Here is a 21,241-nt window from a genome sequence, read left to right as displayed (position 1 = left end):
CTGAATGATCTGCTTCGCCGTTAGTGGTGCTGTTAAAATTGGCTGAACCGATATCAGACACATCCTCAAACTCAACAAAACCACTGAAACCGTGGAAAGCGCCGGTTTTATAACCCAATGTGGTTCGCAAGGTCAGCGCATCAGCATCTTTCAATGCATTATCCTGTTCTACTGATTCATAACGCAAACGTGCCGAGAAGCTGACTTTACCGCCGGTCATAGCTTCAATAAAACGGTCTTGTTCTGCGTGTGCCTGTGGTATCAATAAAATGCTGATTGCACTTGCCAGCAATGTCATTGCCAACGGTCGGGTGTGTTTTTTCATAATGATATCCTTCTTTAAGAAATCTCAAAGTCACGCCCTTTACGGACCGTGGCTCCAGTGCCATTTAATTATTAGTAATCTGCTTCACTGTAATTGCTGAAAATGGATATCATTAAAGGCTCGGTTTGTATTTGCATATGGATTCCATTGTCAAAAAATTGATTAAAAATGCCGGCTTGGTCAATTACTTTATTTACACTAACGTCCGGAAGCCGATCTTGCCCTGCCAAGCTCATAGCCATTTGCAACAAGCACCTGAAACTTGCCGCTGTCTTGCTGATACTGAAGCAACTCGCCGGCCTCCATATCGAAATACCAACCGTGTAAAGCCAGTTTGCCCAGCTCTACACGCTTGCTAATCCAGGGGTAAGACCGGAGATTTTCCAGCGAGATCAGTATCGAAGCCTGTTCACAGGCATGTGCCTGAATCTCTGACGCTTTATCGGGCAATTGCTGTAACACTTGTTCACGAGCTGTTTCAGCAATTCCAACCCATTGTGCTATCAATTTTTCCTCACCACTTTCAGGCGTTTTGTGCGCCATCAGTGCCTGTATGCCGCCGCAACGAGCATGTCCCATAATGATGACATGCTCCACTTCAAGATTGCTGATGGCAAAAGCAATGGCCGAACTTGTAGCGGCAAACAATCTGGCCTGATCATAGGGAGGCACCAGATTCGCGACATTACGTACCACAAACATATCGCCAGGCTCGCAATCAGTAAGCAAGGCCGGATCACAGCGTGAATCACAACAAGCAATCATCAGAGCTCGCGGCCGTTGACCTTCTGTAAGCAGTTGATCAAACAATGCGTGCTGCTCTCCCAGATAATGTTGCTGGAAGCGTCTAAAGCCCTGCAAAAACTTTCCAACGTCTCGCATTAGATTGCCTTATATCAGGACTTAAACTTACGTTTGCTGCGAACAAGTTGATAAGGTCTTGCCAGGTAGCCAAAAGGCGCGCTCCAGATATGCACCAGACGGGTAAACGGGAACACCAAAAACACTGTCATACCAAAGAACAGATGCACTTTGAAGACAGTATCCACGCCCATCAGTAGCGCCGGCTCGGGTCGTAAATAAACGATACTTTGTGCCCAATCAGCCAAGGCGATCATGACGCCGGGATCTCCGGCATTAGCATGACCAATAGAAACCGGAATAGTAGACATTCCGAGCATCAATGTGACCAGTATCCAGCTCAGGATAAACTTGTCCGAGCTACGGCTCACCGCTGAAACACGTGCGTTGAACATGCGGCGGAACCACAGCATTGCGCCGCCAATCAAGCACAAAGTGCCAAAAATTGAACCGGCCCAGATTGCGACCATCTGGTGTGTCATATCGGACACACCCAAAGCTGTGAAAACACCATGCGGTGTTAACAGGCCGACGGCGTGACCAAAGAAAATTGCAATAATGCCGATATGGAACAAGTTACTGCCAAGGCGCAGATTTGCCTTTGATAACAATTGGCTGGAGTCACTTTTCCAGGTGTACTGCTCCCGGTCGAAGCGCATGAGACTACCTAACAAGAATAAACTCAATGCAATATAGGGATAAACTCCATAGAGAAAATTGTGCAGGCTCATAATGATACTCCTTGAGTAGTTAAGCGCGTTAAAGTGGCCCGACTTTCCACAATGGAGAGCAATGCCGCATAAGGGCTACCGGCTTTTTTCAGGTTATCGGTCAAGCTCTTCAGTATTTTTTTAGCATCCGAGAGGAAGACCATGGCTTCGTTATCATCCAGTTGCGCGGCAAACTCCAGCGTCAATGGCAGGTAATCCGGCAACTCATTGGTTACGACTTCCACACCATAGTCCTTGTATAGTTCACCCAGGTCGATCAGTGCCGGTCCACGGTTTTTGTCATCGCCAAATAGATGATGAGACAGATGCAGGCTATGTTCTGCTGTCATATCAAACGTTTGCACATAATCTTCTTGCAGTTCGGTGAGCGATTTACCCGCAAGATAATCGTTAAATCCGTTCAGCTTAAGAAGCACTTCATCTTCTATATCGTCGCACTGCTCCAGCCTTTGTTTGATTTCTGGTATGTTGTCGATCAATTCCTGACTTGGATATTCCAGTAGTACCGACAATAATTTGTAAATTTGCATAATATTCTCCTGTTACTCATTTGCCGGAGGGGCCAGCTCTTTGGATTCCACAGTTTCCTTACGGCGGCGCGGGAACAAGGTGATCTTGCTGACACCGGCTGAGGTATCGTTACCGAAAGTAAAACCATTCTGACCCTGAAAGCCAAAGGCATCATCCAGCGTTTCTTCTGTGTGGCCGGTAGGGATGACGAAACGGTCTTCGTAATTGGCAATCGCGAGATAGCGGTACATTTCTTTCGCCGTATCTTCAGTTATGCCGGCCGTTTCCAGTGCCCGGGTATCAGCTTCGCCTTCCACATGAACTGAACGCTGATAGCTGCGCATCGCAATGAGGCGATTGAGCGCACTTTCGACAGGCGCTGTTTTGCCTGCAGTGAGCAGATTGGCCAGATACTGAACCGGCAGACGCATAGAACCAGCCAGCGGAATAGCACCGTCCGGTCCGACTGGCAGATTTCCCTGATCAAGCTGCGACTGCACTGGTGACAGTGGCGGTACATACCACACCATTGGCAGCGTACGAAATTCCGGATGGATGGGAAAAGCGATCTTCCAGTCCATAGCCATCTTCCAGATCGGTGATTTGCGTGCTGCTTCTATCCAGTCGTCATTAATGCCTTCTGCACGAGCTGCTGCAATCACTTCTGGATCGTTCGGATCGAGGAATATACGGCATTGCGCCTCGTACAAATCTTCCTCGTCACTTACGCTTGCCAGTTCTTCAATGCGGTCAGCGTCATACAGCATGATGCCGTTGTAACGGATACGACCAACACAGGATTCGGAGCAAACCGTCGGCATGCCGGATTCGACGCGAGGATAACAACCGACGCATTTTTCCGCTTTTCCTGATTCCCAGTTGTAAAACACTTTTTTATACGGGCAAGAACTTACACACATGCGCCAACCGCGACACTTGTCCTGATCCACCAGTACGATGCCATCTTCTTCCCGTTTGTACATCGAACCGGAAGGACAGGAGGCAACGCAGGCCGGATTGAGACAGTGATTGCAGATACGGGGTAAGTACATGTGGAAAGTATTTTCAAACTGTCCATACATCTCTTTTTGGATGTTGTTCATGTTCTGATCCTGGCTGCGCTTGGCATACTCGCCAGCCAGATCGTCTTCCCAGTTTGGACCCCAAGTGATTTTTTCCATCGACTTGCCCGTTATCTGCGAGATAGGCCGTGCGGTCGGCGCGGCCTCGGACAGAGGTGCTTTTTTCAGATGGGCATAGTCGTAACTGAACGGCTCGTAGTAGTCATCAATCTCTGGCAGGTCGGGGTTGGCGAAGATGTTCTTTAGCTTCGAGGCACGGCTGCCGGACTTAAGTTCCAGCTTGCCGTTTTTCAGCTCCCAGCCGCCCTTCCATTTTTCCTGATTTTCCCATTGCTTGGGATAGCCGATGCCGGGCTTGGATTCAACATTATTGAACCAGGCATATTCAACACCTTTACGATTGGTCCAGACATTCTTGCAGGTTACCGAGCAAGTGTGGCAGCCAATGCATTTGTCCAAATTAAAAACAAAAGCGAATTGTGCGCGTACTTTCATGTGATTCTCCTAATAATCCTGTCCGGAACGCTTAGCGTTTACCGACCCCTATTGGGTTACGTTGTGCTTCCCGCTCCGCTGTCAGCGGACGTTCTAACCAGTCAATATCCTGATCCGCAATCTTATGTAGAACCACCTGTTCATCACGCTGGCAACCTACAGTCCCGTAGTAATTAAAGCTGTACGAGAGCTGTGCATAACCACCGATCATGTTGGTTGGTTTAATAATGACGCGGGTGACGGAGTTCAGGATGCCACCCCGCTTACCAGTGGAAGACGATCCTGGTACATTCACGTTCTTTTCCTGTGCGTGGTACATCATCGCCATACCGCGAGGGACGCGCTGCGATACCACTACACGCGCCATCGTCGCACCGTTGCCGTTAACCGCCTCAACCCAGTCATTGTCTTCAAGTCCAATCGACTGTGCGTCGGTCTCTGACACCCATACGTACGGCCCCCCTCTGAATAGCGTCAGCATGCGCAGATTATCCTGATAGGTGGAGTGAATCCCCCATTTGGAATGCGGCGTAATCCATGAGAGCACCAGGTGGGGCTTGGCCCTGACCGTAGCCGGAATGACCTCCTGAGCCTTCATATCCAGCGGTCCACGATAAGCGCAGAACCCTTCGCCAAAGTCGAGCATCCACTCATGATCCTGATAGAAATGGGCACGACCGGTTAAGGTACGAAACGGGATGTGCTCGTGGATATTGGTGTAGCCAGCGGTGTAAGACACTGTTTCTGACTCGATACCTGACCAGGTTGGTGCCGTAATAATCTTGCGTGGCTGTGCCTGAATATCTTTGAAGGTAATCTTGTCTTCATGACGACCGACATACAGGTGATGATGGTCGATGCCGGTTTTCACGGACAGTGCTGACCAGGATTTGTGTGCCACTTCACCGTTAGTTTCTGGAGCCATACGCATTACCGCATCGCAGACACTGATATCTTCTTCCAGTGACGGCATACCATAGGAAATACCGGGCTCTTTAACGGTTTTGTTGTACTGCTTTAACTCTTCGTATTCCTGATCGGTGTTCCAGTCGATACCTTTAATATTGTTACCGAGCTTGGTCATCAGCGGACCAAGTGCAATAAACTTGCGGTAAGTATTGGCATAGTCGCGTTCGACCACCTTAAGGATTGGCATGGTTTTGCCCGGGATAGGTTCCAGCCCTTCTTTCTTCCAGTCAGATACATAGCCGAATGGCTGAGCCATTTCAGCGGCCGAATCATGTTGCATCGGCAAAGCTACGACATCTTTGACGGTTCCCAAGTGCTTTTCAGCCAGTGCCGAGAAAGTTTTGGCGATGGATTTAAAAATCTGCCAGTCGGATTTTGATTGCCAGCCCGGACTCACAGCTTCTGACAGCGGGTGAATAAACGGATGCATGTCAGTCGTATTGAGATCGTTCTTTTCGTACCAGGTAGCAGTCGGCAGAATAATATCGGAATAAGCACCGGTGGAATTCAGGCGGAAGTTTATGTCCACCATCAGATCCAGCTTACCGGTGGGCGCTTCCTCATGCCATTTCACTTCCTTGTTGTCACGGCCGGCACCGGATTCCTGCAATACGCCATTCTGTGCGCCCAGCAAGTGTTTGAGAAAATACTCATGCCCCTTGGCGGAAGTACCGATCAGGTTGCCGCGCCAGACAATCAGATTACGAGGCCAGTTGACCGGATTGTCCACATCGGCAAAAGATACATCCAGTTCACCCGTTTTGAGCCTGTCGACGATATGCTGGCTGATACCGGCTTCATCTTTCGCGCCGGCTTTTTCAGCATCAGCCACCAATTCAAGCGGATTCGCATTCCAGTGTGGCGCGGTTGGCAGCCAGCCCATACGGGTGGCGGCGACGTTATAGTCGGCCAGCGAATAACCTTTGTACTTGCCTTTACCGGCTGGTGACAGCAAGTCATCGGCTTTTACTGTTTCATAACGCCACTGATCAGTATGAAAATACCAGTACGAAGTAGAATTCATATGACGCGGCGGCCGGTTCCAATCAGCGCCGAAGGCGATTGGCGCCCAACCGGCTTGCGGACGTAGTTTTTCCTGACCCACGTAGTGGGCCCAACCGCCGCCAGACTGACCTACACAACCACACATGTGCAGCAGGTTCATGATCGAACGATAAGCCAGATCGTTGTGGTACCAGTGATTAATGGCTGCACCCATGATGACCATGGATTTGCCTTTGGTTTTGGAAGCGTTATAAGCAAATTCACGCCCCGTACGTTCGATATCCGCAGCTTTGACACCGGTTACTTTTTCTGCCCACGCCGGGGTATAAGCGACATCGGCATCAGCATAGGATCGTGCAACATTGTCGCCACCCAATTGCCGATCAATACCGTATTGCGCTACCTGCATATCAAAGACTGAAGCGACTAACGCTTCCTCGCCATTGGCAAGTTTAACCTTGCGTACCGGCACGTTGCGAAACAGCAGATCGTCTTCATCCTGATTGAAATGAGGGAAACCGACTGACACCACACTGTCTAGATTGTCGATGCAGCTCAGTTCGGCGACGATATCTTCCTGAGTTGCTGCATTCTTCGGCAGCAGATTCCACTTACCATCCTCACCCCAGCGGAAACCGATAGAACCGTTAGGTGCCACAAAGGATTTGCTGACTTCATCATAAATAATAGTCTTCCAGTCCGGATTGTTAGTCTCGCCTAAAGCGTTGTCGAAGTCGGACGCACGCAGGAACCGATCAGAAACATAAGCATCGCCATGTTTGCGTAGCATGACCTGCATCGGCAGATCGGTGTACTTGCGGGCGTATTCCTGGAAATAAGGATCCTGCTTATCGATGTAGTACTCTTTCAATGCAACGTGGCCCATTGCCAGGAATGCGGCGGAGTCAGTGCCCTGGCGAATCGGCATCCACAAGTCTGAGAACTTGCAGAATTCGGCATAGTCAGGTGCCATGGCCACGATTTTGGCCCCTTTGTAACGGACTTCAGAAGCAAAATGCGCATCCGGCGTACGGGTCATTGGCAGATTAGCGCCGGTTATGATGATATATGTTGAGTTATACCAATCGGCTGATTCCGGTACGTCGGTTTGCTCTCCCCAAGTCTGCGGAGAAGCGGCTGGCAAATCGCAGTACCAGTCATAAAACGAACCGCATGCTGCACCAATCATCGACAAATAACGTGAACCGGCGGCATAAGAAATCATTGACATCGCAGGAATAGGAGAGAAACCGTAAATACGATCAGGTCCCCATTTCTTGATGGTGTATACGTTAGCAGCAGCTACGATTTCGGTTATTTCGTCCCAGTCAGTCCGGACGAAGCCCCCCAGCCCGCGCACGGCTGTATACTGCTTGCGTTTCTGTTCATCGGCCTGGATTGCAGCCCATGCTTCTACCGGATCTTTACCGGTTTTACGTTCAGCCCGGTATAAATCAAGTAAACGTCCTCGTATCATCGGATGCTTGATACGGTGCGGGCTATATAGATACCAAGAGTATGAAGCGCCGCGTTGACAGCCGCGGGGTTCATGATCAGGCAGATCATCACGGGTGCGGGGATAGTCAGTCTGCTGCATTTCGAACGACACCAGGCCGTTTTTAACGAAAATTTTCCAGCTACAACCTCCCGTGCAGTTTACGCCGTGCGTAGAACGCACGATCTTGTCGTGTTGCCAACGGTGGCGATAGGCGCTTTCCCACTGGCGGTCTTCATTGGTGACGATGCCATGGCCGTTGGAGAAAGTCTCCTTGACCTTGTCGAAAAAATTCAAGCGGTCTAGAAAATGACTCATATTGTTTGCTCCAATTAAAATCGTTTGTTTCAGGGTGGCTTAAGGGTTCTTGATTTCAGCGCCAGGACGCAGATAGAACCACCAGTTCAATACCAAACACAATGCATAGAATATTGCGAAGCCGTACATGGCAATTTGTGGTGTGCCAACCTTGATCTGCTCATTGATGATTGCCGGCGCGATAAAGGCACCATAAGCCGCTACCGCTGAAGTCCAGCCCAGTACCGGTCCAGCCTGTACGCGATCAAAAATCATCCCTACGGTACGGAAAGTAGAACCGTTGCCTATGCCACTGGCAGCAAACAGGATGACAAACACCACCAGGAATTGAGTAAAGTAAATTTCAGGTGTCGCGGACTGGTAAGCCTGCATCATCACAAATCCCGCATAGGCTGACGCCAGTGCCATGACTGCAGAGACCATCTGAGTAACAATGGAGCCGCCTACTTTATCCGAGATCCAGCCGCCGACGGGGCGGATCAGCGCTCCGACGAAAGGTCCGATCCAGGCATAAGTAAGTGCGGAAGGTGCATCCGGATTCCTGACGTGGAGCCATGTTTGGCTGGCAACATCGTAGATATGTTTTTCACCGAAAATGATGGTGATCGACAATGGCAACGCCATAGAGAAGCCGATGAAGGAACCAAAAGTCAGCACATAGAGAACGGTCATGGACCATGTGTGTTTATTACTGAAGATCGCAAACTGTTTCTGGATGTTTTCCTTCATGGTGCCGAAGGCAGCCAGCTTCATCATCAGCAGCGTACTCACCATAATCAATGGCAAAGCGACCCACATGTTCAAAACACCCAGTCCGGTCGGTGCAGGCAGATAGAAGTACAGGCCGATAATGGCCGGTATAAAAGTCAGTGTGTACAGCCAGGTGATTTTGAGAAAGGCAACCAGCGTACCGCCAATATCGGATGAAATCGAAAGCAGATTATTCATACCGAACCAGCTCGCAATTGCCAGCGGAAGCAGTAATAGCACCCACACATAACCAGCGTTTTGAATGAACGTGGGTGTGCCCGCTTCAATCTTGCCCAGAATCCAGCCACTGTCTTTGACCAGCGCCACCGGATCGCCACCTAGAGCCCCGAAGACACCGGCGGTCATCACCAATGGAATCAAGATTTGCATCGTTGTCACACCGAAGTTACCGAGTCCGGCATTTAATCCCAGTGCGGTTCCCTGCAAACGTTTCGGGAAAAAGGTACTGATGTTACTCATTGAACTGGCAAAATTGCCGCCCCCCACACCAGACCACAGTGCCAGTAACTGGAACACCCACAATGGCCATTCCGGGTGCTGCAACGCAATGCCGGTGCCGACTGCCGGCGTGATCAGCATTGCAGTCGTCAGGAAAAGGGTATTACGCCCGCCAGCCAAACGGATGAAAAAGGAAGACGGAATACGCATCGTCGCCCCTGCCAGACCTGAAATCGCAGTCAGCGTGAATAATTCTTCTTTGCTGAAAGGGAAACCGAGATTCAACATCTGTACGCTGATCATTCCCCACATCAGCCATACGGCAAAACCACATAGCAGACAAGGTATTGAAATCCACAAGTTACGGTAGGCAACCCGTTTACCCGTTGATTCCCAAAATTTATGGTCCTCAACATCCCACTCTTTAACATTGATCGTCACTTTATGAACTCCTTAATTTAGACTTTCTAACTGGTGGCGTGACAGTCGAGGGCTGCCGAGTTTGGCAGGGCGAACCTCGGTCCAGTACATCCACAGCAATGACACCCAAATGATGCCGAACATCAACATGAAGACGGATGAGCGGATACCGGTAAAATCTACCAATGCGCCAAACATTACGGGAAGCAGAAAGCCGCCCATGCCACCCATAAGACCGACTACGCCTGACACCACGCCGATATTGCCCGGATAGTCGTCTGAGATGTACTTGAACACCGAAGCCTTGCCTATAGCAAAAGCGATACCCAAAGTGAACATGATGATGGTGAACAAGGTCGCATTCAGACCGACATGGAAAGTCTGTGAGCCATCTACAGTGAGAATGCTGACTTGGGTTTGTGGATAGGATAGAAAAAACAGGCAAATCAGCGAGACCCACAATACCCACCAGGTCACGGTATGGGCACCGAATTTATCCGAAAAATGCCCCCCCATAGCTCGCAGCAATCCACCCGGTATGCTGAACGCGGCCGCCATCAGCGCAGCGGTTTCCAGATCGAAACCATACTCAGTAATGTAATATTTGGTCATCCACAGTGCCAAGGCGACATAGCCACCGAAAACGATCGAATAATATTGACTGTATCTCCAGACCTTGGGGTCTTTGAGTACTGCCAACTGTTCCCGTATGGTGACGGTTTTGGCTACCTTATGTTCGGGGTCGGAAAAGGTAAAAATCCAGAATAATATTGCTGTTACCAGCATGAGAATTGCGTAAACCTGTGGCACCATAACCCAGCCGTATGCCACTACAATAAGCGGTGCAACCAGTTTGGTGACTGCGGCGCCAGTATTGCCAGCGCCGAAAATCCCCATTGCCAATCCTTGTTTATTCTTAGGGAACCAATGCGCACAGTAGGCAATCCCTACGGTAAATGATCCGCCAGCCAGGCCAACAAACAAACCTACAACCAGATATTGCCAAAACTGTGTGCAGTAGGAGAGCATCCAGATTGGTATGACCGTGGATAGCATCAGCACGAAAAAAACAATGCGTCCGCCAAATTTGTCAGTCCACATGCCAAGCGGTAGTCGCATTAAAGAGCCGGTCAGAACAGGGGTGGCAATCAATATCCCGAACTCGGTTTCATTGAGTCCGAGTGTTTCTTTAATAGGGATACCAATAACAGCAAACATCATCCAGATCATGAAGCACACAGTAAAAGAGAGTGTGCTTGCAATAACTACTGACCAAGCTTTGTATTGTTGTGTCGCCATCACGAATTACCTGAATTGGAACATGGTCCAATATTAGGCTTATGTAGATGCCGAGCATATTCGTCAGAAGCATAGGTTCAACAATTAAAAGGACTAGTTCTTTTGGCCTAGGGGCGGCGACAAATTGCAACAAACTGTAACTCGGGTAGAGGCAATCTATGCCGGAGAGAACCTAAAATGTCCGTTCGTGGGCAGGTGGCTTTTTCATTTAATGAGACAGAGCTTTGAACATGATGGAGCCCCACGAAGTCCAAAGAATTTCCGGCTGGTTATCACGGTCCTCCGTAGGAACCCCGCAACGCCCATAATGTACAAAAGGTCGTCATTGCGAGGTCCATCCGCAGGTTACGCAGATTATTCCAAGAGATGAGCAAACCTATATCATTATCGGCGCGGCAATGACGATTCATTTCCAATCCGCTATCGGAGTAAGCAGCTCAAGACCTTCTACAAAGCTGATTTCGTCTCGTTCAGAGGCGGATCAGGTTCAACCATCTCAATGCATTCGGGTTTCAAAAAGCCCTGTTACTCAACTTTGGTGTCGGAAGTCTGTAACATAAAAGACTTGTTCTTAATCTGCGTCCCTCTGCGTAATCTGCGGATTTATAAAAATTTCCACCAAGTTCCCACGCAGAGTATGGGGGCAGGCCAACTTGTACAGTAACCATCTGCTTTATTCGTGGAGGTCCCTCAAGCTTTGAGCAACTGAGATGAAACCCCGAGTGCTTCAGTAAAACATTAATCTACATTTCGCCAAAAATGACTCAGTAAAATTAAATCCCGGTTTCAATTTTTATCTTTAGCCAGCGGATATAGCTCATCAGAATTTTGGCGGTTATGTTCCGCTTCTGACTTAGGGGCTTAGCTTAGGAGCTATTTATCTTTCGGTGTCACGAGAGGTTGACGATTACTGCATTTGTCAGAAAATCAGCGGGATAAAAAGGTGACCTCGGGTAATAAGCCGGAGCCGGTATACTCGGATTGAAAAAAGATTATTTTTTATCCACCAAACCATTTTCTACCGCAAATACGGCGGCTTGAACCCGACTGGCAAGGTTGAGCTTACGCAGTATGCCTTGCACATGAATTTTGACTGTCGATTCAGCTAAATCCAGATTGCGTGCAATTTCTTTATTGCTGGCACCTTGTGCCAACATGACAATCACATCCCGCTCCCGGGGTGAAAGCTTATTGGTATCCATGACTGTTTTTTTATTGTTTCCCGCTGATAAAGCACGCATGGCATCTGCCAGTCTATTGGCCATTTCAGTAGACATTACCGAGTCACCGTTGTTGGCACGACGGATGGAGTCAAGTAGGTAATCGGTGTCGATATTCTTCAATAGATAGCCGCGGGCGCCACTATGAAGGGCATCCAACAAGTCTTCAGCATCTTCGGATACCGTTAGCATCACCACCTGGGCATGCGGTGCTACCTCTTTTAGCAGAGGAATAGTTTCCACTCCCCCCATTCCCGGCATATGTAAATCAAGCAAGACAACATCAGGATTAAGGCGCTTGGCCAATTTAACCCCTTCCAGACCATTGCCGGCTTCTCCGACGACTTCGAAACCATTCTGGCGTTGTAACAATAACCTGATACCACTACGAAACAGGGCGTGGTCGTCAATAATGAGGATGCGTATCGGTTTCATGCTGTACTGCGTTGCTCCGTAGTTAAAGTAACAGGCCGCCGCCAGGAGAGGCTAACGACGGTACCTTGATTATTTGCAGATGAGATAGCGAGTTCACCACCGAAACGATGGGCACGTTCTCGCATAATATAGATACCGACGTGAGTATCATCATTTTTTTCCTCGATGTTAAAACCTTTACCATTGTCCTTCACCGTAAGGCTGCATTGTCCTTCCGTACGGAGCTCCACACTGACTTGTGATGCGCCGGAATGCTTACGAATGTTAGAAAGTGATTCATGCAATATATGTAGAATTTGCAACGCATGTTCCGGTGGCAGGTCCAGGGTTGGACCAGAATGTTCAAAAGATGTACGGATTCCGACCTGTCCCTCGAATTTTTCCAATGCGCTGGCGATAGCGCCTTCCAGATCAGCATGTTTTAATCGGGTACGGAAATGTACCAGCAGTTCACGCACATCATCGTAACTTTCTTGCACGCCTTCACGAATTTGATCAACCACTTGCAGCGCTTCGGGAATTTTTTCATTACTCAGGTCATTTTGTAGCAACTGAACTTGTATGTTCAGAAAAGCAAGTGACTGGGCAATACTGTCGTGCAGTTCCTGTGCAAGTAAATTACGTTCTTCAGACACGGCCATTTCTCGTTCACGAGCAACCAGGCGCTGGTTTTCGATAGCAACGCCAAGATGCAATCCCACCGATTCAAGCAGCCGTATTTCTGCCGGTGGCAGAATCCGTTCCATATTGAATAATAAATTGAGCGAGCCAAGAATGCGTTGGTTAGAGCGAATAGGAATAGCCGAAACGGCACGGAAATTTTCCTTATTGCAAGTATGAAGCCTGGAATGTTTCAAATCGGAACTTACAGCAACACCATTCTGTGCAACTTCACCACATATACAGGAACCCACCGACAGATAAGTTTCATTTTCCAGGAATGTCTTGCTGACACCCTGGGCCGCGACCACATGCAGTTGTTCTCCCTTGGGATCGGTTAAGCGCACCACGCCACCACGGGCTCCTGTCAGCGCCATCATCTGCTTCAATACACTGTCACATAAAGGCTCTGCTGAAGTACTTGAATTCAGAAAAGCCGCTACTTTGTATAGCGCGCCAAGTTCACGATTCTTAACTTTGATACTGTCAGTTTTCTGAGCTACTCGCTGTTCCAGCGTGGTGTATATGTCCTGGAGCTTTTCCGCCATCTGATTAAAACCCCGCGCCACTTCACCTAATTCATCATTACTAAGTGTTGGCAGACGTACACTGAAATCGGCCTTTCCCATGCTCTGTAAACCCTGGTTTATCCTTTGCACCGGCCGTACCAGCAGCAACGAAAATATATACTCCAATAAAATGGATCCCAGTAACGCGACAACCATCAGTGCAATCTGTATGTAACGCAGCTTGGTTGTGTAGTGTGCAGAGCTTTTTTCCATCAATGAGACCAGTTCATTAATCTCTTCCACAAAATTTTCCATCATGGGCCGATAGTCGGTCAAAAGCGTATCTTTCTGCTTTGCTGCCGGGCTATCGAGAATCTTTTGAATACCTGGTTTCATCGTGTTGTACCAAGCATCACGCAGCAGGATCATCTGCTCTCTTATAACAGGATCTTCGGGAATAAATAGCGGTCGTTGCGGATTACCGTTTTGCAATTCGACCAGCGTGTTTTCAAAAAAGATTATTTCTTGAGCGAGAGCCTGCTGCAACTCAGGAGACGGGTAATGCACCTGTTGCCCCAGCAGATAGGCAATACGGTATGAGCGCATTCGTTCTCTGCCGGCATCATTGATAGCAGCAGCACCACCTTCAAGTTTCCATGAAACAAAAAGTGTAGAGCCGATGGCAATCAGGGCACATAAAAAATAAAACACCAATAAGCCGGTGATTTTTTCGCGAATTTTCAGTTTTAACACCGAGGGGCCTTTTGAGAAAACCTTTACCCTAAATAGCTTACACCTATGCAAACTAAATTAGCACCATTACAACGTGATGGATCAGGCCGGTTATTGATCTTGATCAAGGATGGGAAGATATCGTTACCGTAAAATGGCTATTTGTCAGAGTTATTTTTTTCGAAAAGTTATTATGCAAATGGTCGGTCATGCTGAAAGTTTGCCCGCCCCAGCAGTGGTGAATATGAAAGATCAACAGGCCCCAGGTCTTTATTATCCAAACATAGACAGGAGGGTTGCATGTCTTCCAAGCAATTACCTTTAGTGTATTCCTGTTCCGGTTGCTCGAATGTGGCTCAATTGGCTAACACCTTGGCGCTACGCCTGGATCGTTCAGAGGCTGCGGAAATGTCCTGTATCGCCGGCGTAGGCGGCAAAGTGCCGAAAATGGTACGACTTGCTCGCTCCGGACGCCTGATCGTGGCAATCGATGGCTGCAAAATGCATTGCTCGCTTGCCTGTCTTCAAAATATTGATGTGGAACCTGATTTACATTTGACCCTGAGCGATTTTGGTTTGCGTAAACGCTATGGCGAGGATTGCAACCTGGAGCAAGCTAATAATCTTGAGACAGAGATAAAACAGAAGCTGGAACACTTGCAGAGTACAACCGCTGAAGAAGGTGCTTAAAAAAGGTGTAAAGACGATCTCTGGCGCGTGACAGGCGGCTTGCTGCTTAAAAAAACAACCGTCAGTCAATATGGTTTTCATAGCATTGAAGCAGGTAGAGGATTCAAGCGCCTCGGACTGGAAATAAAGCCATATAAGGTGGCTGCTGGGCACTGCAGATATTGAGGATTCCCGCTTGCAATGCGTGGCAATCCCTACTAATGCAACAACGAGAATAGAGGCCATGGCTGACATACAGATGCCGGATGGATTGATAGATGGACTGGGACGGCGGATTGACTATCTGCGCATATCGGTAACGGACCGCTGTGATTTTCGCTGCGTCTATTGTATGGCTGAAAACATGACTTTTCTACCCCGGCCGCAGATACTCAGTCTTGAGGAAATTGAGCGTTTAGCCGCATTTTTTGTCAACCGGGGGGTAAAGAAAATTCGTCTTACCGGTGGCGAGCCATTGGTACGAAGAGGAATTGTCGATCTCTGTGGCAGAATCAGCGCATTGCCCGGCCTTCGTGAACTGGTAATGACGACCAATGGGTCGCAGTTAACCAAGCTGGCCGGGCCGCTGGCTGCGGCTGGGGTCAAACGCCTGAATATCAGCCTGGATAGTCTGGATGCGGATAAATTCAAAGCCATTACCCGGACGGGTAGCCTGCCTCAGGTACTGGCGGGTATTGATGCAGCAAGCCAGGCCGGTTTTGAGCGTATCAAACTGAATGTGGTGGTGATGAAAGGGCGTAATGCCAATGAAGTACCGGATCTGGTTGACTACGTGCTGGCGCGGGGGCTGGATATCAGTTTTATTGAAGAAATACCCTTGGGAAATGTTGGCCGCTCACGAGGTGAGTCTTTTTGCTCCAGTGACGAGGTCAGGGCACTTATCAGTCAACGGCATCACCTGATAGCCAGCACTGAAAATAGTGGTGGCCCGGCGCGCTATGTACGGGTTAAAGGTTATTCACAAAGCCGCATTGGTTTTATTTCTCCTCACTCACACAACTTCTGTGCCACCTGCAACCGCGTTCGCCTGACCGCCGAAGGGCGATTATTATTATGTCTGGGGCAGGAAAATTCGCTGGATATGCGTGCACTGATCCGACGTTATCCAACTACGGATACACCGGTACAGAAAGCCCTGCTCAAAGCCCTGCAAGCCAAGCCGGCACAACATAATTTTTCAGTCGATGGCGCTGTACAGATAGTTCGCTTTATGAATGCGACCGGTGGCTGAGTCTCGGCAATAATCGCCACACCCAGCTCAGCCACCCCACAAGTTTGACGGTGTCATCCTTAGACAAGTGCTGCAGAAAGCTTCAGAAGTTTTTCAATCAGGTGCTTTTAACATTGCCCTGCAAGCATGCTGTTGAGAGAATGCGTTATCTGTTAACGTAAGCCAAAAACACGTGGCAGGTCCGGCATACGTTGCAACCTGTCATCTGAGGCAAATATAACGGGACTTATAGCTTGCTCGGCAACTATAGCAATATCAGGGAGAACAGCGCTTGATCGATCCACACCAGCTCTCCACACACCTGTTCCGTGAACTTCACCGCCATCCGACGCTGACGTTTGTCCAGCACTGCGGTTTTATCGTGTTGCTTTCGATATACCTCTTTTTCGAACTGCCCCGCCTCACATTTTTTGTCTGGCTGTTACTGACGCTGACGGCCGGCATCTGGCAGTGGCGATTGGGTCAGCGATTCAGCAAACAGGTCGTCAACAGCCTGAAAATGCAGAATATTGATTCCGTCACCATGGCCTCGATAGCAGTCGGGTTAAGTTTTGGTCTCACCGCTTTACTGATCCCGGAATTATCTTCTTCCACACGGTTGTTTCTGATCGTGATGCTCAGTGTGATCGCCGCCAGCGAGTTATTGCGTCTCAGTGCTTACCCCCCGATCTATGCGGCATTTCTCGCGGGTCTGACCCTACCGCTTATCATTACTCTGGCGTTATCAAATGAAATGCCGGGATGGAAACTGCTCCCTGCCGTCATGCTGATGATTCTGGCCCTTTACTATTCCGCGATTCAACGCCGGCGCGATCTGATGGATGATCTGATGGCCCGCTTCGGCCTGGAGAATGATGCCGGCGAGGACAAGCTCACCCACCTCGCCAATCGCAGACGTTTTGATCTAATGCTGGAACAAGTCTGGGCCCAAGCGAGACGCGGCGGTTTCCCGGTGTCGATCATCATGATCGATATAGACTATTTCAAAAAGTTCAATGACCGCTATGGGCATCAGGATGGTGACAAGTGTCTGGCCATGGTCGCCCAGACCTTAAGCACATCAGCCAAGCGTGCCACCGATCTGGTCGCACGTTATGGTGGCGAGGAGTTCGTCGTTCTTTTGAATCAAACGACTCGCGACGATGCCTACCATATTGCCGAGCAGATGCGGCAAGCCGTGGAAAACCTGCAGCTAGAAAACCAGGATTCGGCGCTGGGTCATGTCACCATCAGCGTTGGCGGGGTAACCTTGTATGCCCGCGGCGAACAAAGTGTGGATAACCCGGTCAAGCTGGCGGACACCGCCCTTTACGAAGCCAAGGCTGCCGGCCGCAATCAAGTGGTCTGGTTCCGCTCAAGCCTGATGCAAGAGGAAGCAACGGGTACCTAACGTTTCAGCTCGGGCCGCTCAATCTCCAGCGAAATCAGTTGCACATCCATGGCGCCAACCTGAATGCCCAACAGGTTCAGCAAGGGATTGAAAGTCCCCGTGGACAGCTGCGTCAACAGCGGCGACAGCAGTTCTGTCAGCAAGGTGCCTTCTATATCGTCCAGCAGTTGCCCAAGCAACGGGCCCAGCAGCAACATTTCTGCCGTACTCAGCGACAATACCTCGGCAGGCCCGACCTCCAGCTGACTGTCCACCCCGCTGAGGCCGTTAGCCAGACTGTCGCCGGCATTGCTCGCTACCGACTGCATCTGTGGCAGAGGCTCATCAGCACTGACTGTATAAACCAACTCCGATGGAGCCGGATTCTGAACTGGCAGATTCAGCGCCACCGGCACCTCGGCAACCGGAATGCCCAACAGCGACACCTTGATAGCATCAGCAGGCGCGAAAGGATCGGTTGGATGACTCAGAGCAACGGAGGCAATGCCCGGCTGGGCGCCAATTGTCACTAGAGAGGCCGGACTCTGCAGAGTCCGGCAGCGGATGCTTTGCAACCAGGCCTCACCTTGGGCGATATTAACCCGCAAAGCCAGCGACACCTCTGCCTGTCCCAACACTAAACTTATCGTGCTCTGGATCTGCGTGTCGAGTTCAATCTGTGCGGTCTTAATGGCCGTTTGCCAGTTACCGTCGGCATCCTTGCCCGGCGGGCCGATAGCGATTTGCGGCGCTTCGATCACTTTAAGTTGGGTATTAACATTAAGCAGCCCCCCCGGCAGATTGACCGCCAGCGGCAAGGTGATGGCATTGTTGCCATTGGCAATCAGCGCCGTAGTCGTAATCAAATCGAGCAGGTTAACGCTGGACGACAGCGCGGCTTCCTCATCGAGCGAAGTTACAGCCAGAATGTCGCCGACAAGGATATCCGCCGGCATCGCAACATTGGCATCAATCAAGGTCTGCATGGCCGCAATTACGTCGACATTAGCGACTTCAGCGGCATTGACCGCATCGGCATACACTTGCAGCAATTCCGCCAGGCTCATTTCGGCCGCCAGCAATTCGTCAACGGTACCCACGCCTGCTGTCGCTTCAACAAGATCCGACAAGGTCACATCCGTCGCGACAATGCCCTGGTAAGCAATCAAATCGAGATTGACTGAAGAACCGAGAATATCGCCGAGCAGGCTATTCAGCAGCGCCGAATCTTCAGAGCTGATCGAAGCCGTCAGGCTACCGGCAGAAAATCCCGCCAGACCCTGCCGCTCTGCCACGGCGGTGGCCTGCAGATTGACCTGGTTTCCCATCAGGCCACCGGCAAAAAAACTGGCCGCAACGCTTTTACCGGCCATCACCCACACGGCCGTCGCCTGCTCCGGTGCGACAATGGTGAATTGTCTGAGACCGGCACTGCCGGTATCGATATTACCCAGACTGACATCCAGCGTCTCACCAGCTCCCGTCAGATGCCCGTTGCGCATGGAGCTGGCCTGCGCCAGTGCTTCCACGGCAGTGATATTACCTTCGCCGCAGTGCCCCGCTTGGGCTGATGCGTCCAGCGCCGCCATATCGGCAACGGTCTGCAAATGGCGTTGCTCAAGCATCAATCTGCCGGTGTCGATGGCAAGTGCCGCGAATAAAATTCCCAACAGCAGAGTCAAAACGCCCATCATGCCCAACGCCCCGCGCTGCTTGTCTGGCGGCGGTATGGTTAACTGTAAAGCCATATGCCTTCCCAACAAGCCGGCCGTCAACTTAACGCCGGGCCGAGCCGGCTTCATCGCCGGTGTAATACTGCGGGATTGGGTAGCTGAAACTGTCGAGGTAACGCTGATAAATTTTGGCGGCTGCCGGTCCGGAAACTGTCTGCCGCTGCCGCGAGGCAGCGGCACCGCTCGACTGTAATTGCAGCCAGCTCCGGGTTTGTTCGCCAGAAAGTGTAGTGTCCGCCGTTTGTTCAGCCAGTATCGCAGCACTGGCCAGCAGCAAGGCGAGAATAATCGAATATCTAGTCAACATGATTGGCTCCCCTGTCCCTCGGAATATTGGTCTAATTGGCTACCGCTATCGATGTTTTGATGATTGCCGATTGCTCACGTAACTGCGCCAGCGTATCGGCATCCATGCTGATTCGGCTGGCAAAGGCTTCCGCTTTTTTGCCGTCGTCCGACACATATAACAACATCACCATGTTGGCCCGCGCGAGATTCGCTTTTTCATCCAGTTCCATTGCGGTCAGAAATTCCCGGCGTGCCCGCTCGAACTGCCCGTCCAGCAGCAAGGCGTAGCCAAAGTCATTTCTGACCCTGGCATCGACCGGCAACCGTTCGGCTGCTGACTGCAAATAGTCCAAAGCCGTTTGCAGTTGACCATCCCTGCCGGCAATCAGGCCCAGACCGTGATAACCGCTGCCCACCATGCAGGTATCGAGCAGACCCTGGTAATAAGGTTTGGCCTCCTGATCCCTGCCTGACCGGCGCAGAATTTCGGCGCGCAGATAGCGGCTATGCAGCGAGTCGGAGTCCAAATTGTCGAGATGCGCGAGCGCCGCGTGCAATCTTCCCTCATCCATCAACTGCGTTATCAAATCCAGCTTGATAGAGGTACCGGCATCCAACCGGCCGCCGCAGAGCTGGCGCTGAGTATCGGGCTCTGTCTGCGTGTAGGGACTATGTTGTGAATGTCCGCAGGCGCTGAGCAACAACGTGATAAGTAAACTAAAATTCCGCAGCTTGTTCATAAAGTCATCAACCCCTTAGCCAGCGCTATGAACCCCGGCCCCGCCAGAAAAATCAATAATGCCGGGAACAAAAACACCATCATCACCACCGACATTTTGCCGGACAGCACATTGACGTATTCCCGCAAGGCTGACAGCTGGCGCTCCTCCATCAGCTGGGCAAATTTGACCAGCGTTTCGCGGATATTGCCGCCATGACGGCTGACCTGCTTGAGAATAGCAACGGTATCGCTCAGTTCATTGACTTCCAGCGGTGCCGCCATTTCGCTCAAGGCATCGGCCGGATCGAGGCCGGCATCAATCTGCCTGAGTACGGCGATGAGTTCTCCGGACAGATCCGGCGTCAGCAGCCGCCCCTCTTTTTGCAACACGCGCAGTGCATGCTCCGTCGACAAGCCGGCGTCAAACAACATGCGTAACAAATGTATGGCGGTAGGCATTTCCCGTGACAGGCGGTTGCGGCGGGACTTGGCCGCCCGGCGTAACAGGTGCTTGGGCAACAGATAGCCCAGCACGCCGGCAATAAACAGTTGCGCCCAGCTCTCTGCATTAAACCCGCCCTGTGTCAGCAAGGCGTAGACAATAATGATGAACATGATTAAAGCCGGTACGACCAGACCAGCCAGATGAAACAACACCCGGCCTCTATAGCTGTACCAGCCCGCTTGTTTCAGCAATTGAATGGTTTCCGGATGCTCTATTTTCGGCAACCAGCGAACCAGCCGGCCCTGTCCCATCCGACGCACAACGCCGTTTACCCAGCTGTTTTCTATCGCGCCATCACCGGAATTCTTCTCCAACAATTGATAAAAGCGGCGCTGGGCCCTGTTGTCAATGCTGCGGGCGTAATATTGCGCCATCACCAGCAACAATGCCGACAGCAGCAAAGTGACAATAACTAACACGAGGATCCAT

At 50.5% G+C, this 21,241-nt stretch carries 16 protein-coding genes and 1 pseudogene; 3 read left to right on the top strand and 14 right to left on the bottom strand.

Features of this window, described 5'->3' with window-relative positions:
• From OMP95_RS06750 to OMP95_RS06705, 10 genes and pseudogenes are all read right to left on the bottom strand, one after another.
• A pseudogene (locus OMP95_RS06750) lies at window positions 1-325 on the bottom strand (hypothetical protein); the annotation flags it as partial.
• 198 nt (window positions 326-523) lie between these two features.
• Window positions 524-1,207 carry a carbonic anhydrase gene (locus OMP95_RS06745; protein ID WP_266327250.1) on the bottom strand — a complete coding sequence of 228 codons (684 nt, stop codon included), beginning with the start codon at window positions 1,205-1,207 and terminating at the stop codon, window positions 524-526.
• A 14-nt stretch (window positions 1,208-1,221) separates the two neighbouring features.
• Window positions 1,222-1,917: a respiratory nitrate reductase subunit gamma gene (gene narI, locus OMP95_RS06740; RefSeq protein ID WP_266327248.1), complete on the bottom strand. Its 696-nt coding sequence runs from the start codon at window positions 1,915-1,917 to the stop codon at window positions 1,222-1,224.
• A complete protein-coding gene (gene narJ / locus OMP95_RS06735) occupies window positions 1,914-2,447 on the bottom strand; it encodes a nitrate reductase molybdenum cofactor assembly chaperone (protein ID WP_266327246.1) in 534 nt (177 codons plus the stop codon). The genes narI and narJ overlap by 4 nt, the downstream gene beginning before the upstream one ends.
• Before the next feature lie 12 nt (window positions 2,448-2,459).
• Window positions 2,460-4,004, bottom strand: coding sequence for a nitrate reductase subunit beta (narH, locus tag OMP95_RS06730; protein WP_266327244.1), 1,545 nt, complete (start codon window positions 4,002-4,004; stop codon window positions 2,460-2,462).
• 31 nt (window positions 4,005-4,035) lie between these two features.
• Window positions 4,036-7,791 carry a nitrate reductase subunit alpha gene (locus tag OMP95_RS06725; RefSeq protein ID WP_266327242.1) on the bottom strand — a complete coding sequence of 1,252 codons (3,756 nt, stop codon included), beginning with the start codon at window positions 7,789-7,791 and terminating at the stop codon, window positions 4,036-4,038.
• A 39-nt stretch (window positions 7,792-7,830) separates the two neighbouring features.
• The gene (locus tag OMP95_RS06720; protein WP_266327240.1) at window positions 7,831-9,441 is read right to left on the bottom strand and encodes an MFS transporter; all 1,611 of its coding nucleotides are present in this window, start codon (window positions 9,439-9,441) and stop codon (window positions 7,831-7,833) included.
• A gap of 12 nt (window positions 9,442-9,453) precedes the next feature.
• The gene (locus OMP95_RS06715) at window positions 9,454-10,719 is read right to left on the bottom strand and encodes an MFS transporter (RefSeq protein ID WP_266327238.1); all 1,266 of its coding nucleotides are present in this window, start codon (window positions 10,717-10,719) and stop codon (window positions 9,454-9,456) included.
• A gap of 992 nt (window positions 10,720-11,711) precedes the next feature.
• The gene (locus OMP95_RS06710; RefSeq protein WP_266327236.1) at window positions 11,712-12,374 is read right to left on the bottom strand and encodes a response regulator; all 663 of its coding nucleotides are present in this window, start codon (window positions 12,372-12,374) and stop codon (window positions 11,712-11,714) included.
• Window positions 12,371-14,296, bottom strand: coding sequence for a type IV pili methyl-accepting chemotaxis transducer N-terminal domain-containing protein (locus OMP95_RS06705; protein WP_266327234.1), 1,926 nt, complete (start codon window positions 14,294-14,296; stop codon window positions 12,371-12,373). The genes OMP95_RS06710 and OMP95_RS06705 overlap by 4 nt, the downstream gene beginning before the upstream one ends.
• A 279-nt stretch (window positions 14,297-14,575) precedes the next feature.
• Here OMP95_RS06705 and OMP95_RS06700 point away from each other — a divergent pair, with 279 nt between their 5' ends.
• From OMP95_RS06700 to OMP95_RS06690, 3 genes are all read left to right on the top strand, one after another.
• The gene (locus OMP95_RS06700; RefSeq protein WP_266327232.1) at window positions 14,576-14,965 is read left to right on the top strand and encodes a putative zinc-binding protein; all 390 of its coding nucleotides are present in this window, start codon (window positions 14,576-14,578) and stop codon (window positions 14,963-14,965) included.
• A 223-nt stretch (window positions 14,966-15,188) separates the two neighbouring features.
• Window positions 15,189-16,196, top strand: a complete 1,008-nt coding sequence (gene moaA, locus OMP95_RS06695; RefSeq protein WP_266327230.1) for a GTP 3',8-cyclase MoaA — start codon at window positions 15,189-15,191, stop codon at window positions 16,194-16,196.
• Window positions 16,197-16,467: 271 nt separating this feature from the next.
• Window positions 16,468-17,586 carry a sensor domain-containing diguanylate cyclase gene (locus OMP95_RS06690; protein ID WP_266327228.1) on the top strand — a complete coding sequence of 373 codons (1,119 nt, stop codon included), beginning with the start codon at window positions 16,468-16,470 and terminating at the stop codon, window positions 17,584-17,586.
• Here the strand turns inward: OMP95_RS06690 and OMP95_RS06685 are convergent.
• Genes OMP95_RS06685 through OMP95_RS06670 form a run of 4 tightly spaced genes read right to left on the bottom strand, consistent with a single transcriptional unit; the run spans window position 17,583 to window position 21,231 of the window.
• Window positions 17,583-19,313: a TadG family pilus assembly protein gene (locus OMP95_RS06685; protein WP_266327227.1), complete on the bottom strand. Its 1,731-nt coding sequence runs from the start codon at window positions 19,311-19,313 to the stop codon at window positions 17,583-17,585. The genes OMP95_RS06690 and OMP95_RS06685 overlap by 4 nt on opposite strands.
• A gap of 28 nt (window positions 19,314-19,341) precedes the next feature.
• Window positions 19,342-19,605 carry a DUF3613 domain-containing protein gene (locus OMP95_RS06680; RefSeq protein ID WP_266327225.1) on the bottom strand — a complete coding sequence of 88 codons (264 nt, stop codon included), beginning with the start codon at window positions 19,603-19,605 and terminating at the stop codon, window positions 19,342-19,344.
• 31 nt (window positions 19,606-19,636) lie between these two features.
• Entirely contained in the window at window positions 19,637-20,326 is a 690-nt protein-coding gene (locus tag OMP95_RS06675; protein ID WP_266327223.1) for a hypothetical protein, read from the bottom strand.
• Entirely contained in the window at window positions 20,323-21,231 is a 909-nt protein-coding gene (locus tag OMP95_RS06670; protein WP_266327221.1) for a type II secretion system F family protein, read from the bottom strand. Before OMP95_RS06670 ends, OMP95_RS06675 begins: the two co-directional genes overlap by 4 nt.
• Window positions 21,232-21,241: the final 10 nt, after the last annotated feature.

The sequence above is a fragment of the Methylophaga sp. OBS4 genome (assembly GCF_026319305.1).
Classification (GTDB): domain Bacteria; phylum Pseudomonadota; class Gammaproteobacteria; order Nitrosococcales; family Methylophagaceae; genus Methylophaga.
The sequence above is the reverse complement of the archived record's forward strand: the minus strand, read 5'-3'. Positions and strand labels throughout refer to the sequence as shown.